This window comes from Flavobacterium xanthum (assembly GCF_900142695.1).
In the GTDB taxonomy this organism is placed as follows: Bacteria; Bacteroidota; Bacteroidia; order Flavobacteriales; family Flavobacteriaceae; genus Flavobacterium; species Flavobacterium xanthum.
The window spans coordinates 41,804-57,840 of record NZ_FRBU01000002.1 but is presented as its reverse complement, the minus strand read 5'-3'; the positions used below and the strand labels follow the sequence as shown (position 1 = coordinate 57,840).

Genomic DNA, 16,037 nt, shown 5'->3' with positions numbered 1-16,037 from the left:
ATTTATATTATGTAAAATAGAAAATATTGAAACTCATGCAAGTCCTAGAATTGCGTTCATAAAAAAAGCAACACATACTGGTGATGCTTTTAATATTTATTATCCACTATTATTTAACACTGATTGGAATATTCCAATTTTCCCAACTTAGCGTAACATTATTAGCATTCACGGTATACACTAATTTTTCAGCGGTTGATTTAGCTACTTTTTGTTTTACTGTCACACGCAATTGATCTTCTTTTTCTTTGTAATCGTAAGCTCCCCATTGTTTTGCTTCTTTGTTAAAGATGATTACACATTCTTTTTCACTGGGCACAATAAAAAAGGAATATTTCCCTGCTGGCAATTTTGCTCCTTCAATTGTTACCTCTTTATCTGTTTCAAAAGTAGTTGCGTCGTTTGCTCCGGCACGCCAAACTTTATTAAATGGTACTAAAGCGCCCCAAATTTTTCTTGCATTTACCGACGGACTGCCGTAATTAATAGTAATGGTAGCACCATTTATTTTTCCTGTAGCTACTTCTTTACTGCTTGTAGGTTTTCCTTGAGCAGCAATAATATTCACAATGAATAAGGCGATAAGTGAAAAATGCATTTTTCTAATTCCTTTCATGATTTAAAATGTTTAAGTTTAAGTTATAAAAGTAAAAAAAGGCAATTTAATTCATTGTCATTCTTGTTTATTTTATGAAAATATTAAGTAATATGTAAATTAATACTTTTGCCTGATAAATGGCTGCGTTATAATTTTAAATTTTGTTATTTTTACAAAAATATACATTCTTTATTTGCAAACTATGAATACAATTGCGGAACACATTGCTGACTTTTTAAAGGAATACCCACCATTTAATCATTTGACTTTTGTAGAGTTATCAATAATTGCGACCAGTATCCGAGTGGTAAATTTAGAAAAACACAAAATATTGTTCCAGGTAAATGATCTTTTGCACGATAGTTTTTATGTTGTCGCCTCTGGTGTGATCAATTTATCTGTGATTGCTGATGCAGAGGAAACACTATTGAACAAATGTAACGAAGGAGATATTTTTGGTTTGCGTCCATTTTTTGCTAAAAACAATTACATGATGACGGCAAAAGCAAGAGAAGAAAGCATTGTTTATGCCATTCCTATTGCTACTTTTCGGCCTTTTGTAGCCAATAATGCAGAAGTTTTAAATTTTTTATTGGAAAGTTTTGCTGTGAACACGCGGAATCCCAAGGATAAAGAAAATTTAATAGGAAAATTGATCTCTGACAACGTTTTTTATTCAGATCAACAGTCCGAAATGCAATACTTTCAAACTTTATCTTACAACACTTCGCCCTTAAAAACCAATAGTAGCGCTATAGTTCAAGAAGTTGCGCAATTAATGACCGAAGCTTTAAAGAATAATATTGTCGTTTGTGACAATAATATTCCTTTAGGTATTATTACAGACGCCGATATGCGCTCTAAAGTTGCCACGGGACGATTTCCTCTGACTGCCTCTGTTGCTAAAATAATGTCTTCGCCTGTAATTACAGTATTGGAAAATGTTTCTTTAGCCGAAGCGCAATTGCTGATGCTAAAATATAATGTGACTCATTTGTGTGTAACTCAAGATGGTACCGATAAATCTATTGTTAAAGGAATTATTAGTGAACACGATTTAATTCTTGCGCAAGCTAATAATCCAGGGGTTTTAATCAAAGAAATTAAACGCTGTCAATCATCAAAAGAATTAAAACAAATTCGGGAACGGTTAACTGATTTAATTCAGACGTCCATTTCAAAAAATATACCGCTTTCTCACGTATTTAATATTGCCAGCGAAATCAATTTGGCAATCATTAAACGTTCAGTTGAATTATCGATTTTAGATTTAGGCTCACCTCCTGCCCGTTTTGCCTGGTTGAGTATAGGAAGTCAAGGTAGAAAAGAACAATTATTATTAACGGATCAAGATAGTATTTTGATCTTTGAAGATGTGTCTGCGGACAAATATCGAGAGGTAAAAGACTATTTCTTAAAGTTGGGAAAAAGAACGACGGCCACGCTTGAAAAAATTGGTTACGAACTTTGTCCAAACGGACACATGGGAAGTAATATGTTATGGTGTAAGTCTTTGACAGACTGGATAAAACAGTACGATAGTTGGATGAATACTCCAGGTGAAAACAGTAATGATTTAAGCAGTATTTTCTTTGATTATGAAATCACTTTTGGAGAACAAAAAATTGAAGATGCGATTGGAAATGTCGTTTTCAAAAATGCAAAAAACAACACTTTGTTTTTTGACTTTCTTGGAAACGATGCATTACGAAAAAACTCTCCATTAACTTTTTTCAAAAAATTCAATGTTGAAGAAGAGGGAGTCAATAAAGACAAATTTGATATTAAAACACGGGCCTTGATGCCATTAATTGATGGCGCGAGACTTTTTGCTTTGTATTTTGATATTAGAGGCATTAATAATACGTTCCAAAGATTCAAACAACTATCAATCACAGACCCAAAACATGCTGAAATTTATCTTAATTGTGCCGAAGCCTTTTTGACTTTATCAAAATTTAGAATATCAGAAGGTCTAAAAAATGACAATTCAGGCCAATTTATAAATTTGGAAGAATTATCAAAAATTGATCGTGAAAAATTAAAAAATGCATTAGCTCCTATGAGGGAATTAGAAGAACTTATAAAAGGAAAATTTCAACTTACACAATTTTCATAATCATGTTAGACTGGCTAAAAAATATTAATAAAGAACACCCTGAATTTTGGAAAAATTATGTTTCAAAATTTGATAAAAAATCATCTCGATATGTTGTTTTATCAACAGAAACCTCTGGTTTAAATACAGATAAAGATTTTATTTTATCTATTGGTTCTTTTGCAGTAATTGACAGCAGTATCATTATAGGTGACAGTTTTGAAGCGGTTTTATTACAATATAAATTTTTCCATGATAATGGTCTTTCTAATGAATTTCTGGTAGAGAGTAAAATGAAAAAACTAGGAGAGCCGGATGCTATAAAAGCATTTATCGATTTTATAGGGAATTCCACTTTAGTTGGACATCATATCGATTTTGATGTCGAGATGATCAACGCTGCTTTAGAAAGGTTAGATTGTGGGCGCTTAAAAAATGAAGCATTAGACATTGATGTTATGCATCGAAAACTAAATGATATTAACGACAAGCAATTTTCCCTAGATGAACTTTGCACTGCCTACAATATTCCTAAAAACGATCGAAATTCAGCAGCCGAAGATGCGTATAAAACTGCTTTGTTATTTTTAAAGTTAAAATCGAGATTGGGCATAAAGTAGCTTTCAATCTATTCAACAAGCATTATTCCCTCCCAAAACCGCCCATGATGTGTAATTGAAACAGGGCTTACAATTAAACTTGAAATGTCTTTAACAAATGGAACACCATTGATTTTGGTGATTTTTGTTTCTAATTCTATCTTCTTAATTTGACTAAAATACATTTTTTTAGCAACAGCAATAGTATAAACTAATTCGTTTGAAATTTGTGTTTGCGTATGGTATGTAAAGCCATTGCAAGAAACGGTTCCTAAATTTTCACTTTCGTACCAACAGTCTAATTGCAACGGAATATAGCCTCTGATTCCCGTTTCCCGATTGTAGATTTTATAAGCAGCTTCTTTTCTAGTCCATAAGTTCCAAACCATTATCTCTGGATTTAAGGCATTAGCAATAAGCAGTTGCTCTTTTTCTGTAAAAATTTTGTCTAAAAAACGGTTCCGTTGCCAGTTGCTTTCTTTCTTAGCTAAAGCCAAATCTACAATATCGTTTCCTATCATTTGCTAGTTTTCAGTTTGGAACAATAAAAGAGAATCATTTTAATACTTGTACTCTACTTTTCAGCTAGTTTTATTGCAACAATTTCCATCGCCGCTTTTACATTTATCATTTTTTCCATCGATTCATTATCAATTATTATATTGTATTTCTCTTCGATATCTAGAATCACATCGACAAGGTTAGCTGAATTTATTTTTAAATCATTGATAAAATCGGTTTCCTCTGTAAGGGCATCAAATGATTCCTGATTTTGTACATACGGTTTTACGATGGTTTTTAATTGCTCGATTATTTCTTGCTTACTTATCATTTATTTGATCTGTTATTTCTGTTAATTTATTTTAGCTTTACTACTTTGTTTGTGAAGAAAGGACTGACGTGATAAATTAGGTCTTTAAGGCTATGCCGCTTTCCATTTTTTAAAAATCACACAACCATTGACATCTCCAAAACCAAAACTGGCTTTAGCAATTATATTTAGTTCTTTTTTTATCAATTCTTTTGGAATCTTGGACTCATCGATGAGTGCTGTGATTTCGGCGTGCAAATCGTCGCAATTAATATTCGGAAAAACAAATCCTTGATCTAATTGCAATACCGATGCTACACTTTCAATACTTCCCGCTCCAGACAGGCAATGACCTACCATTGATTTTAAGGAATTTATATAAGGAAAGTCTTTCCCTTTTCGTTCTAAAGCTTCGCTCCAATTCTGAATTTCTAAACCATCTTTAGAAGTTGCAGTCAAATGGCCGTTGATGGCATCAATCTCGTTTGGATGTATTCCAGCATTTGCAATAGCATTTTTAATACACCTTTGTACCGCCATTGGATTTGGTGCCGTCATGGTTCCCAATCCCCGTTGCCCTCCAGAATTGATGTTTCCTCCTAAGACTTCAGCGTAAATTCGGGCACCACGAGCCAAAGCAGTTTCTAAATCTTCTAGAACCAAAGCCCCTGCTCCGCTACCTGGAACAAATCCCGAAGCACTAGCACTCATGGGTCTCGAGCCTTGTTCTGGTGCGTCATTATGTTTGAAAGTACACACGCGCATGGCATCAAAACCACCCCAAATATACGGTCCAGAGTCACTGGTACTCCCTGCTAAAATGCGTTTGGCCTGACCTAATTTAATTCGTTCATAAGCCATCAATATACTTTCGGTTCCTGTTGTACAGGCAGAAGAATTAGTTGTCACTTGATTCCCTAATCCTAATTTCCCACCTAAGTAAGCACTTACACCACTATTCATCGTTTGTGCTACGGCCGTACTTCCCAACCGTCGTGTTTGAAAATCATCTATTTTATAAATGCTTTCGCGAAATTTATCAATTCCTGAAGTTCCAGTACCAAAAATGGTTCCGCTGTCCCAATCCGGTTCTTCGTTATTTTCTAAAGTCAAACCAGCATCTTTCCAAGCATCTATTCCCGCAATCACCCCATATAAAATCCCAGTTGAATTGAAGTTTCGTAACTCTAATTCTGAGAAATATTGCAATGCCAGTTCAGTAGAAATTTCAGGTTTTCCAGCAATTTGACAAGAAAATTGTAATCGCTCCAACTCTGCGTCGTGCTTAATCCCTGAAATTCCATTTTTGATAGCATGAGTAAACACATCAAGTCCTACTCCATTTGGAGCAACAACACCAAGACCCGTTATAACTACTCGTTTTTCCATACAAAAATTAATTTTAAACCATTAAGGCATTAAGAACATTAATTTATTTCACTCTTTGAAACCATTATTCCTGCTATTGTTCCCGTACAAACCTCTTCTCCTTTTTTATTTTTCATAATTACTTTACATTTTAATTTTCCGAATCTAAAGTATATTTTTTCTGAAATTACAGTCACTCTTTCAGTAGGAAATACCGGTTTTAAAAACTCTATTTCTGATGATGTTAAGGCAATTGAAGTAGCTTTATTAAATGAATCATCTAATAGAAAAATTCCTAAACAAACCAATCCAATTTGCGCCATTACTTCTGTTAGGATAACTCCTGGAGTTATCGGGTTATCTTTAAAATGTCCTTTGTAAAAATCCAGATTCTCGTCAAAATAATACGTACCTTCTACTCCATTTTCGTTGATATGAAGAATTTCGTCCACAAACAAAAACGGTTTGGAATACGGTAATTTTGCTATGATTTCTTGGTTAGTCATATTTTTGAACACTGATTTAAAACTGTAACAAAACCCGTTGTGCGGAAAATCCAGGGCCAAAACTTAACATTAATCCTTTGTCTCCTTTTTTAGGCTGCTTCTCCATTATTTGCTCTAAAACATATAAAACTGTGGCACTAGACATGTTTCCATATAAGCGCAAAACTTCTTTCGTATCATCGATATTTTTTCCCATACTCGAAAACAAACTTTCTACTGTTTGTACAATTTTTTTTCCACCGGGATGAAATATTAAATGATCAATATCTTCTATTTTTAAATTGTTTTTTTCTAAAAACGGATAAATAATAGCTGGAAAATGAGAAGCAATTGTTTCTGGCACTTCAATATCTAAAACCATTTGCAATCCTGAATTCGTTAGTTTAAAACCCATCATGTGAATGTTATCATAGAAATGATACATCTCCTCCGCTACAATTTCCGGGCCTTCATCATCTTCATGAGAAGATAGCAACACACAAGCCGCTCCATCACCAAAAATTGCTGCACTTACAATATTTGCCATCGAAAAATCATCTAATTGAAACGTTGCCGTTGGACTTTCAACTGCAATGACAGCAGCACGTTTTCCTGGATTGGCTTGCAAGAAATTCTTAGCATATATAATCCCAGAAATTCCAGCCGCGCAACCCATTTCAGTAACGGGAAGGCGAACAATATCCTGACGTAATTTTAATTTGTTTATTAAATAGGCATCCAGTGAAGGAATCATAATACCGGTACAACTGACTGTAATGATGTAATCTAAATCTTCTGGATTCCAATTGGCTTTTGTCAGTGCTTTTTCGAGAACCTTTTCCCCTAAGTCAATGACTTCACGAACATAAATATCATTTCTTTCTTCAAATGAAGTTTTTGTAAATACTTCAATTGGATCCATAATGGAATATCTTTTATCTACAGCTGCTCCTTCAAAAATCTTCTTTACTTTTCTAATGAAACGTTCGTCTTGCCCTACTAACCAGGAATCCAAAAAAGGAAGTATTTCATCTGTATTTCTGGAATATTTTGGTAACTGTTTTGTTACGGTTTTAATTTTTACACTCATATTTTTGAAATTATCCATTGGTAGCGAAAAGCCCATTTCCAATGAATTTTATAGTTGATAAAGTTTAATTTTTTGGAGAAACGAACTAACTCTTCCTTTTTAAAACCCCTTAATATTGAAGTCAATCCATCTTCTCTTGACATGTCGTTCAATTGAAACACAAAACATAATCCTTGAAACAAGCGGTATGCAATTGCACTTCGATGTAAATCATTGATCACTATGCCTATACTTGCATTGCTTTCAAATACATTCAACAACTGAACAATTTCATCGTCTTTGAAATGGTGCAATGTCAAAGTGCACAGAACGATATCATATTTTAATTCTGCAAATGAAGGTCTGAAAATATCTAGACATTGGTAGCTGATGTTGGGATAATCTTCAGATAATTTTCGAGCATGTGAAATGGTGAAATTATTAGCGTCAATTCCTATCAATCGGAATTTCAAATTATTTTTTAATCCAAAATCGGCTAAAGTCCTTAACATATCACCATTACCGCAACCTACATCAAGAATTACAATTTCTTTTGATTTGGATTCTTTGGCAATTAGTTCCCTTACTCCTTTTAAAGTTAACTGATTTCCTCCTAAAAGCTGATTAATTTTAGCTATTTTATCCAAGGCATCTCTTAATTCTTCTCCTTCGAGCAGAAAGTCATCCATTATTTCGGAATCATTGGTTCTGTGCGTTGTGTTTATAGCCATTTATATAGGTTTACCATGCGTTTTTTTTATTATCATTGGCAGAAGGAATGGGAAAAGTATCAAAATTTTCAGTACAATTTGTGCTGTTTTTTCATGTTGTAATAGCTTTCCTAACCGACGACCTGTTTGCAATCTTTTTTTAAAATTTTTATTCCAATCGTTTAAATAATTATCTTCTAAGGTGGCTCTATCAATTTTATTTTCTAAAAAATGTATTGTATTTTCCGCCGCTAGTTTTGCACTGTGAATAGCCATTGCCATTCCGTTTCCACACAAAGGATGAATCAATCCGGCGGTATCACCAATCATAAGTATATGCTCTTCTATACATTTTTTTTCTTCAAATGAAACTTGACTAATTGTTAAAGGCTTTTCAAATTGTATGGTAGCATTTTTAAAAATTTCTTTCAAATTTGGATTTTGATAAACTACGTGAGTTTGATACTCTTCAATAGACTTGTACTTTTTAAATGTGTCATAATTGGCAAGATAACATATATTTACTAAATTATTTTCTATTTTAGACACACCACAATAGCCTCCCTTAAAATGATGTAAACCAACACAGTCATCTGGAAAATCTAGCTTATAATGAGCCTTAACACCTAACCAATGTGATTGTTTTTGAATAAAGTTACGTTTTAATTTGATGTCTAGATTGGATCTTTTTCCAAAAGCTCCAAGTACAATTGATGTAGCATAGGTATTCGAATTTGTGGTGACTGTAAATGTACCGTCTAAAAATTCAATATCATTTACCGTCTCTTGAACAATTACACAACCACGCTCTTTCGCTTGGTGATATAAATAGTTATCTAATTGATACCTACTTATCCCAAATCCGCCCAAAGGCAAAACTGTGTTTAAAGATTTTCCAGAAACTAATGAAAAGGAAAGTGTATCAATGTGTTTAGGAAGCATCGAATTAATCTCTAAACCAAGTGATATTAGATAAGGTAAAACTTCATTAGAAATGTATTCGCCACAGACCTTGTGTTTGGGAAATTCATTTTTTTCGATTACTAAAACAGTATAGTTATTATTTTTAAGATGGATTGCAGCAATTAGTCCTGCCAAACCGCCACCAACAATAACTATTGAATTTTGTATCATAGTGGTAAACTTAAGAATTTAGATCTATAAAGCGTTTTAAAATGCTCTAAATTTTTACACAAATTTTGTAATAAAAAATATAAAGTACTAGATTTGTTTTAACTATGAAAAAAACCACTATTAAGCGAGTATTACTTTCACTAACTATTATTTTGGTGGTAGTTTATTATTGTGCAGGGATTCTTTTTGATCCCAGTCTAGTAATATATATAAAACCTTTTATTATACCATGCTTCATAGGCTATGCCGTACTAACTAATGGCAAGAAACTTACATTGAATTATATTTCATTTGTATCCTTTTTTTATGTTTACCAGCTTTTAATCTTGTTTTGGGAGGATTCAGCACACTTGTTTAGAGCAGCCATGGTAGCCTCTTTTTTTTGCTATTTATCTCTAATACGATTAGGTTATCGATCCATTAAAAGCAGTAAATTATACACACTGCCTAGTGGATTTACACTTTTTATATTACTACTAAATTGCATGTTTTTACTGCTAATTTTGTATATTTTGATATCTGCCATTGGTGATCAATATCTTAATATTATTTTAGTTTTTAATGCCATCATTACTGTATTTTTAGGTGTTACGGCCGTATTGTACTTAAGTAAATTTGGAGATAGAAAAGCATACTATTTCTTTTTCGGAGCCTTTGCCCTTATTTTTAATGATGTTTTTGCCGCCATTGGCACTTATTTTGTACACAATATTGTTTTAAATAGTTTAGATAGATTACTTCATTTTGGTTCTTTCTATTTAATTTATCTCTTTGTTGTAAGCAAAAAAAAAGTTGAAAATCATTTAGATGATTCTCAACCTTCAGTTTAATTATACTTTATTATTTTTAATTTCCTCTACAATCTCAGGATTCAACAGCGTTGATGTATCTCCAAAATTAGAATAATCTCCTTCGGCAATCTTTCGAAGGATTCGCCTCATAATTTTTCCAGAACGGGTTTTTGGCAAACCAGAAACAAACTGGATTTTATCTAATTTAGCTATTGGTCCAATATGATCTGAAATATGTTGATTAATTTCTTTAGCTAGATTTTCTTTGTTTCTGGTTTCTCCCATTTCTTTCAAAATAACAAAGCCATATAAAGCATTCCCTTTGATGTCATGTGGGAAACCGACAATTGCTGACTCAGCAACGGCTGGATGCTCATTAATTGCGTCTTCTATGGGTGCTGTTCCTAGATTGTGTCCTGAAACAATTATTACATCATCGACACGACCCGTAATTCTATAGTAGCCCACTTCATCGCGTAATGCACCGTCTCCCGTAAAAAATTTCCCTGGAAAGGCCGAAAAATAGGTGTCTTTATAGCGCTGGTGGTCCCCCCAAATAGTTCGAGCAATTCCTGGCCACGGAAACTTAATACATAGGCTTCCCGTCACTTGATTATCTTCTATTTCATTGCGCTTATCATCCATAAGAACAGGTTGGATTCCAGGTAAAGGCAAAGAAGCGTATGTTGGTTTTGTTGGTGTAACAAATGCCAACGGCGAAATCATAATTCCACCTGTTTCTGTTTGCCACCACGTATCTACAACAGGACATCTTTTATCACCAACATGGTCATTGTACCAGTGCCAAGCTTCCTCATTGATTGGTTCTCCTACAGATCCAATTACTTTCAGCGACTTCAATGGATATTTTTGTACAAATTTGACATTTTCTTTTGCCAAAGCACGAATAGCAGTTGGAGCCGTATAAAACTGTGTCACTTTATGTTTTTCGATTACCTCCCAAAAACGGCTGAAGTCAGGATACGAAGGAACTCCTTCAAAAAGTACAGTAGTTGCTCCGTTCAATAATGGTCCGTAAAGGATATAGGAATGTCCGGTAATCCAACCAATGTCGGCAGTACACCAGAAAACATCACTTTCTTCATAATTGAAAACATTCTTAAAAGTATACGCGGTATAGACCATGTAACCGGCTGTAGTATGAACCATTCCCTTCGGTTTTCCAGTTGAACCAGACGTGTATAAAATAAATAATGGATCTTCAGCATCCATAATTTCGGCTACATTATTGTCTGAAGCTTGATCCAAAAGTGGTTGCAACCATTGGTCACGTCCTTCTTTCATAGTGATATCAGAGTGAATTCTCTTGGCTACTAAAACTTTTTCGACACAAGGACATTTTTCTAATGCTTCATCAATTATTCCTTTTAAATCAATGGTTTTGTTTCCACGAAAACCTCCATCTGAGGTGATAACCATTTTACAGCTACTGTCATTGATACGACTGGCCACCGCCGAGGCTGAAAATCCTGCAAAAACAACAGAATGTATGGCTCCAATTCTTGCACAAGCCAATACTGAAACGGCTAACTCAGGAATCATCGGTAAGTAGATACACACTCGATCTCCTTTTGTTATTCCTTGTTCTCGCAATACATTTGCCATTTTACAAACACGTTGATGCAATTCAGTATAAGTAATATGCAATGCGGTCTCGGAAGGATCATTAGGTTCAAAAATAATTGCCGTTTTCTCCCCTCTTTTTGCAAGATGCCTGTCAATACAATTTTTGACAATATTTACTTTGGCTTCCGTAAACCATTTAATGTCGGCATCAGCCATATTAAAGTCAACAACTTTATCCCATTGCTGGTACCAAGTGAAATTTTCTTCTGCTATTTTACCCCAAAATTTTCTAGGTTCACGAACTGATTTATTGTAATGTTTAAAATATTGTTCTAGATTTTCAATTTTGTAGTAGCTCATAATATAATTTTTTATAAAAGTATTAAATCTCTAGCTATTCTTTAAATTATATATTTTATAAATACCGACAAAAAAATACAGATTATCAAATTATAAGGCTGTTTTGGTACTAATTAGTTCAATTTTTATTGTTTTGGCAAAATTTATAAAACACAAAAGGGCGAGATAGATTTAAATCTACCACACCTAATGCATCAACAAAATTTAACAACAATTATAATCACCAATAAATTGAATAAATCACATCCTAAAAAACAGCTAAAAAAGGATTAATATAGGAAGATTTTCTGTACCAACTTACAACTATAAACAAAAGGGATATTCTACAGACCCATTATTCATTAAGAATTACTTCACTCAACTTTAAGCTCGTTTAAAATTAAGTGAATGTAAAAGCATCCATAATCATTTACCTTTTTTAATAAATTTTAACTAATTCAAAATATTATCTAATCAAATGATATAGTGCTAATTCCACACACCCTTTCATGTGGTAATTCCTAATTTTTATTTATCCTATCTTTTTCATAGCGGTCATAGATTCTCTTAGCCATTCTCCAACTTCTTCAATTGGATGTTGGCGTATTGTTTTGTTTACAGCAATAAGAACCGCATTTTCTACTCCGTTTGAATTTGAAAAAGGTTTACCTATTACATTTGTATCAATCGTTTTCATGAAATCCGTTAATAGCGGTTTACATGCATGGTCAAATAAATAACAACCATATTCTGCAGTATCCGAAATGATTCTGTTCATTTCATATAATTTTTTTCTGGCTACTGTATTCGCTATTAAAGGCAATTCATGCAACGATTCATAATACGCCGATTCTTCAATAATTCCTGTTTGTGTCATGGTTTCAAAAGCTAACTCCACGCCTGCTTTCACCATAGCAATCATTAATACTCCATTGTCAAAATACTCTTGTTCTGAAATAGGAGCTGCTGTTGGCGCTGTTTTTTCGAAATTAGTTTCTGCAGTTGCAGCTCTCCAAGTCAATAAATTAATATCATCATTAGCCCAATCAATCATCATATTTTTTGAAAATTCACCAGAGATAATATCATCCATGTGTTTTTGAAACAAAGGACGCATGATCTCTTTTAATTCGTCAGACAAACGGAAAGCTTCAATTTTTGCAGGATTTGATAAACGATCCATCATATTAGTAATTCCACCATGTTTCAAAGCTTCTGTTACTGTTTCCCAACCGTACTGAATTAACTTCGAAGCATAAGCAGGCTCAATTCCTTTTTCTACCATTTTATCAAAACATAAAATAGAACCTGTTTGTAACATTCCACAAAGAATGGTTTGTTCTCCCATCAAATCAGACTTTACTTCCGCAACAAATGATGAGTTTAAAACTCCCGCTTTATGACCGCCTGTTGCTACTGCATAGGCTTTTGCTTGAGCGAAACCTTCTCCATTGGGATTGTTTTCAGGATGAACCGCGATTAAAGTAGGCACACCAAAACCTCTTTTATATTCTTCTCGTACTTCGGAACCAGGACATTTTGGAGCACACATAATTACAGTAATGTCCTTACGAATTTGCATTCCTTCTTCGACAATATTAAACCCGTGAGAATAAGCTAATGTAGATCCTTTTTTCATCAAAGGCATAATTGCTGTTACGACAGCCGTATGCTGTTTATCCGGTGTAAGGTTGCAAACCAAATCAGCGGTTGGTATTAATTCTTCATAGGTTCCCACTTTGAATCCATTATCAGAAGCATTCTTATAAGAAGCTCTTTTTTCGGAAATTGCATCTGCACGCAAAGCATAAGAAATATCTAGGCCAGAATCTCTCATGTTTAATCCTTGGTTTAAACCTTGAGCTCCACAACCTACAACAATTACTTTTTTCCCCTCTAAAGCTTTAATTCCGTCTACAAATTCAGATTGATCCATGAATTCGCAAACGCCTAATTGTTCTAATTGTAATCTAAGTGGTAATGAATTGAAATAATTTGCCATTTTTTTATATTTAATGAATGTAAATTTTTATAATTTAATAATTGATGCTAATCATGTTGAGATTCCTCCTTCGTCGGAATGACAAACTGCACGGCGACTGAACACTGCAAACTGAACACTTTATGAAAGTTCTTCTAATAGTGTTGAAATTTGCATTCTTTCTTTTGAAACGGAAATTCTTCCCGAGCGAACAAATTGCATGATTCCAAAGGGTTTTAATTTTTCGTATAATGCTTCTATTTCAGCACGTTGCCCTGATTTTGAAATCACAAAAAAGTCTCTTGCTACGGTTACTATTTCAGAATGGCTTTCTTTGATGATATTTTGAATCTGTTTTTCGTCGAATAATAAACTGGATTCAATTTTAAACAAAGCATTTTCCAGAAAAATAGTTTCTTCATCAACATGGTAAAATGCTTTGATAACTTCTATTTGCTTTTCAATTTGCCCTACTATATTTTGCACCCATTTTTCGGTTGTATTCACTACAATAATAAATCGAGAGACACTTTCGATTTCCGATTCGGATACATTTAAACTTAAAATATTGATATGGCGTTTCAAGAATATTCCAGATATTCTATTTAATAAGCCAACGTTGTTTTCTGAATATACAGAAATGGTGAATGTTTTATTTTCCATTTTAATTTTTGTTTAAAGTTTTTATGTTTAAAGTTTAAAGTTGAGGAACATTATTTTCAGTTTCCAACAACTTTAAACCTTAAACTTTAAACTATTTTAGGACAAACGAATGTCCGAAACCGATGCTCCTGTTGGAATCATTGGGAATACGTTATTTTCTTTTTCTACCATAACCTCAAGGAAATAGGATTCTTTTGAAGCCATCATTTCGGCAACGGCAGCATCTAAATCTTCTCTTTTAGTTACTTTTTTCGCTTTGATATAATAGCCTTCAGCAATGGCTATAAAATTTGGATTGATCATTTCCGTAGAAGCGTATCTTTTGTCAAAAAACAACTGTTGCCATTGACGTACCATTCCTAAAAATTCATTGTTTAAGACAACAATTTTCACAGGAACTTTAGTTTGGAAAATAGTTCCTAATTCCTGAATGGTCATTTGAAAACCACCATCACCAATTATCGCTACTACTTCTCGGTTTGGCATTCCCATTTTAGCACCAATAGCAGCAGGTAATGCAAATCCCATTGTTCCTAAACCACCAGAGGTAACATTACTTTTTGTCGAATTGAATTTGGCATAACGACACGCAAACATTTGGTGTTGTCCCACATCCGAAACCATAATAGCATCTCCTTTAGAGTGCTTGTTGATCATTTCAATGGTTTCTCCCATCGAAATTCCTTCTTTCTTAGGGTTTAACTCGTCATTAATTACCGCCTGCAATTCGATTTCATACTTCTCCTTGAATTCATTGTGCCATGATTCATGCGTTTTACTTTCGATTAAAGGAATCAAAGCGCTTAAAGACTCTTTTACATCTGCTAAAACAGCGACCGTTGTTTTTACATTTTTATCAATTTCGGCGGGGTCAATTTCGAAATGAATTACTTTGGCTTGTTTCGCATAAGTAGCTAAATTTCCAGTAACACGGTCATCGAAACGCATTCCAAGTGCAATTAATACATCACATTCATTGGTCAAAACATTGGGACCATAATTTCCATGCATTCCTAACATTCCTACATTTAATGGATGATCTGTTGGCAATGCCGAAAGACCTAATATAGTCCAAGCCGCAGGAATGCCCGATTTTTCAACCAGCGCTTTTAACTCGGCTTCCGCTTGACCAAGAATAATTCCTTGACCAAAAATGATAAATGGCTTTTTAGCTGCATTTATTAATTCAGCAGCTTCCTTCACTCTTTCGAGATTTAAAGTAGGCTTTGGATTGTAGCTTCGAATGCTAGTACATTTTTTATAGCTGAACTCTATTTCATCAAATTGAGCATTTTTTGTAATATCAATTAAAACAGGACCTGGGCGACCTGATTTTGCAATATAAAAAGCTTTAGCCATAATTTCTGGAATCTCAGAAGCTTCCGTAATTTGGTAATTCCATTTGGTTACAGGAGTCGAAATTCCAATAATATCAGTTTCCTGAAAAGCATCAGAACCCAATAAGTGTTTGCCTACTTGTCCAGTAATACAAACCATAGGTGTCGAATCGATTTGTGCATCAGCAATTCCTGTGACTAAATTTGTTGCTCCCGGACCTGATGTAGCAATAGCGACTCCTACTTTTCCGGTAGCTCTGGCAAAACCTTGTGCGGCATGCGTTGCCCCTTGTTCGTGACGGACAAGCACATGATGTAATTGATCTTTAAATTTATATAATTCGTCGTAAACTGGCATAATAGCACCACCTGGATATCCATAAACCAAATTTACCCCTTCTTCTAGTAAGCATCTAATAACGGCCTCAGCGCCAGATATTTTATTGTTTTTCATTTTTTATTTTTTT

15 protein-coding genes are annotated in these 16,037 nt (G+C 33.9%); 3 read left to right on the top strand and 12 right to left on the bottom strand.

The window, feature by feature from the left end; genetic code table 11:
* Positions 1–109 precede the first annotated feature (109 nt).
* Complete coding sequence (locus tag BUC11_RS01395) at positions 110–616, bottom strand: DUF2911 domain-containing protein (RefSeq protein ID WP_073351159.1); 507 nt, start codon at positions 614–616, stop codon at positions 110–112.
* A 184-nt stretch (positions 617–800) separates the two neighbouring features.
* Between BUC11_RS01395 and BUC11_RS01390 the strand changes: the two genes are divergently transcribed.
* Both BUC11_RS01390 and BUC11_RS01385 read left to right on the top strand, forming a co-directional pair.
* Positions 801–2,717, top strand: coding sequence for a DUF294 nucleotidyltransferase-like domain-containing protein (locus tag BUC11_RS01390; RefSeq protein WP_073351157.1), 1,917 nt, complete (start codon positions 801–803; stop codon positions 2,715–2,717).
* A gap of 2 nt (positions 2,718–2,719) precedes the next feature.
* On the top strand, positions 2,720–3,316 hold the full coding sequence (locus tag BUC11_RS01385; RefSeq protein ID WP_073351156.1) for a 3'-5' exonuclease: 597 nt from the start codon (positions 2,720–2,722) through the stop codon (positions 3,314–3,316).
* An 8-nt stretch (positions 3,317–3,324) separates the two neighbouring features.
* On the opposite strand, the gene BUC11_RS01380 is transcribed toward BUC11_RS01385, so the two are convergent.
* From BUC11_RS01380 to BUC11_RS01350, 7 genes are all read right to left on the bottom strand, one after another.
* Complete coding sequence (locus BUC11_RS01380; RefSeq protein ID WP_073351151.1) at positions 3,325–3,816, bottom strand: 4'-phosphopantetheinyl transferase family protein; 492 nt, start codon at positions 3,814–3,816, stop codon at positions 3,325–3,327.
* A 53-nt stretch (positions 3,817–3,869) separates the two neighbouring features.
* On the bottom strand, positions 3,870–4,124 hold the full coding sequence (locus BUC11_RS01375; protein ID WP_196829033.1) for an acyl carrier protein: 255 nt from the start codon (positions 4,122–4,124) through the stop codon (positions 3,870–3,872).
* A 93-nt stretch (positions 4,125–4,217) separates the two neighbouring features.
* Positions 4,218–5,495 (bottom strand): beta-ketoacyl-[acyl-carrier-protein] synthase family protein, encoded by a 1,278-nt coding sequence (locus tag BUC11_RS01370; protein ID WP_073351147.1) that lies wholly within the window; start codon positions 5,493–5,495, stop codon positions 4,218–4,220.
* A gap of 38 nt (positions 5,496–5,533) precedes the next feature.
* Entirely contained in the window at positions 5,534–5,980 is a 447-nt protein-coding gene (locus tag BUC11_RS01365; protein WP_073351144.1) for a 3-hydroxyacyl-ACP dehydratase FabZ family protein, read from the bottom strand.
* 16 nt (positions 5,981–5,996) lie between these two features.
* Positions 5,997–7,049, bottom strand: coding sequence for a type III polyketide synthase (locus BUC11_RS01360; RefSeq protein ID WP_073351325.1), 1,053 nt, complete (start codon positions 7,047–7,049; stop codon positions 5,997–5,999).
* Positions 7,046–7,759 (bottom strand): methyltransferase domain-containing protein, encoded by a 714-nt coding sequence (locus BUC11_RS01355; protein ID WP_073351142.1) that lies wholly within the window; start codon positions 7,757–7,759, stop codon positions 7,046–7,048. Before BUC11_RS01355 ends, BUC11_RS01360 begins: the two co-directional genes overlap by 4 nt.
* Positions 7,760–8,872, bottom strand: coding sequence for an NAD(P)/FAD-dependent oxidoreductase (locus BUC11_RS01350; protein WP_073351139.1), 1,113 nt, complete (start codon positions 8,870–8,872; stop codon positions 7,760–7,762).
* Positions 8,873–8,976: 104 nt separating this feature from the next.
* Between BUC11_RS01350 and BUC11_RS16705 the strand changes: the two genes are divergently transcribed.
* Positions 8,977–9,702: a hypothetical protein gene (locus BUC11_RS16705; RefSeq protein ID WP_139259408.1), complete on the top strand. Its 726-nt coding sequence runs from the start codon at positions 8,977–8,979 to the stop codon at positions 9,700–9,702.
* Here BUC11_RS16705 and acs read toward each other — a convergent pair whose 3' ends face one another.
* From acs to ilvB, 4 genes are all read right to left on the bottom strand, one after another.
* Positions 9,703–11,610 carry an acetate--CoA ligase gene (gene acs / locus BUC11_RS01340; protein ID WP_073351134.1) on the bottom strand — a complete coding sequence of 636 codons (1,908 nt, stop codon included), beginning with the start codon at positions 11,608–11,610 and terminating at the stop codon, positions 9,703–9,705.
* Between the two features lie 511 nt (positions 11,611–12,121).
* The gene (ilvC, locus tag BUC11_RS01335) at positions 12,122–13,591 is read right to left on the bottom strand and encodes a ketol-acid reductoisomerase (protein WP_073351132.1); all 1,470 of its coding nucleotides are present in this window, start codon (positions 13,589–13,591) and stop codon (positions 12,122–12,124) included.
* A 120-nt stretch (positions 13,592–13,711) separates the two neighbouring features.
* Positions 13,712–14,233: an acetolactate synthase small subunit gene (gene ilvN / locus BUC11_RS01330; RefSeq protein WP_073351130.1), complete on the bottom strand. Its 522-nt coding sequence runs from the start codon at positions 14,231–14,233 to the stop codon at positions 13,712–13,714.
* 96 nt (positions 14,234–14,329) lie between these two features.
* Positions 14,330–16,024 (bottom strand): biosynthetic-type acetolactate synthase large subunit, encoded by a 1,695-nt coding sequence (gene ilvB / locus BUC11_RS01325; RefSeq protein ID WP_073351128.1) that lies wholly within the window; start codon positions 16,022–16,024, stop codon positions 14,330–14,332.
* Positions 16,025–16,037: the final 13 nt, after the last annotated feature.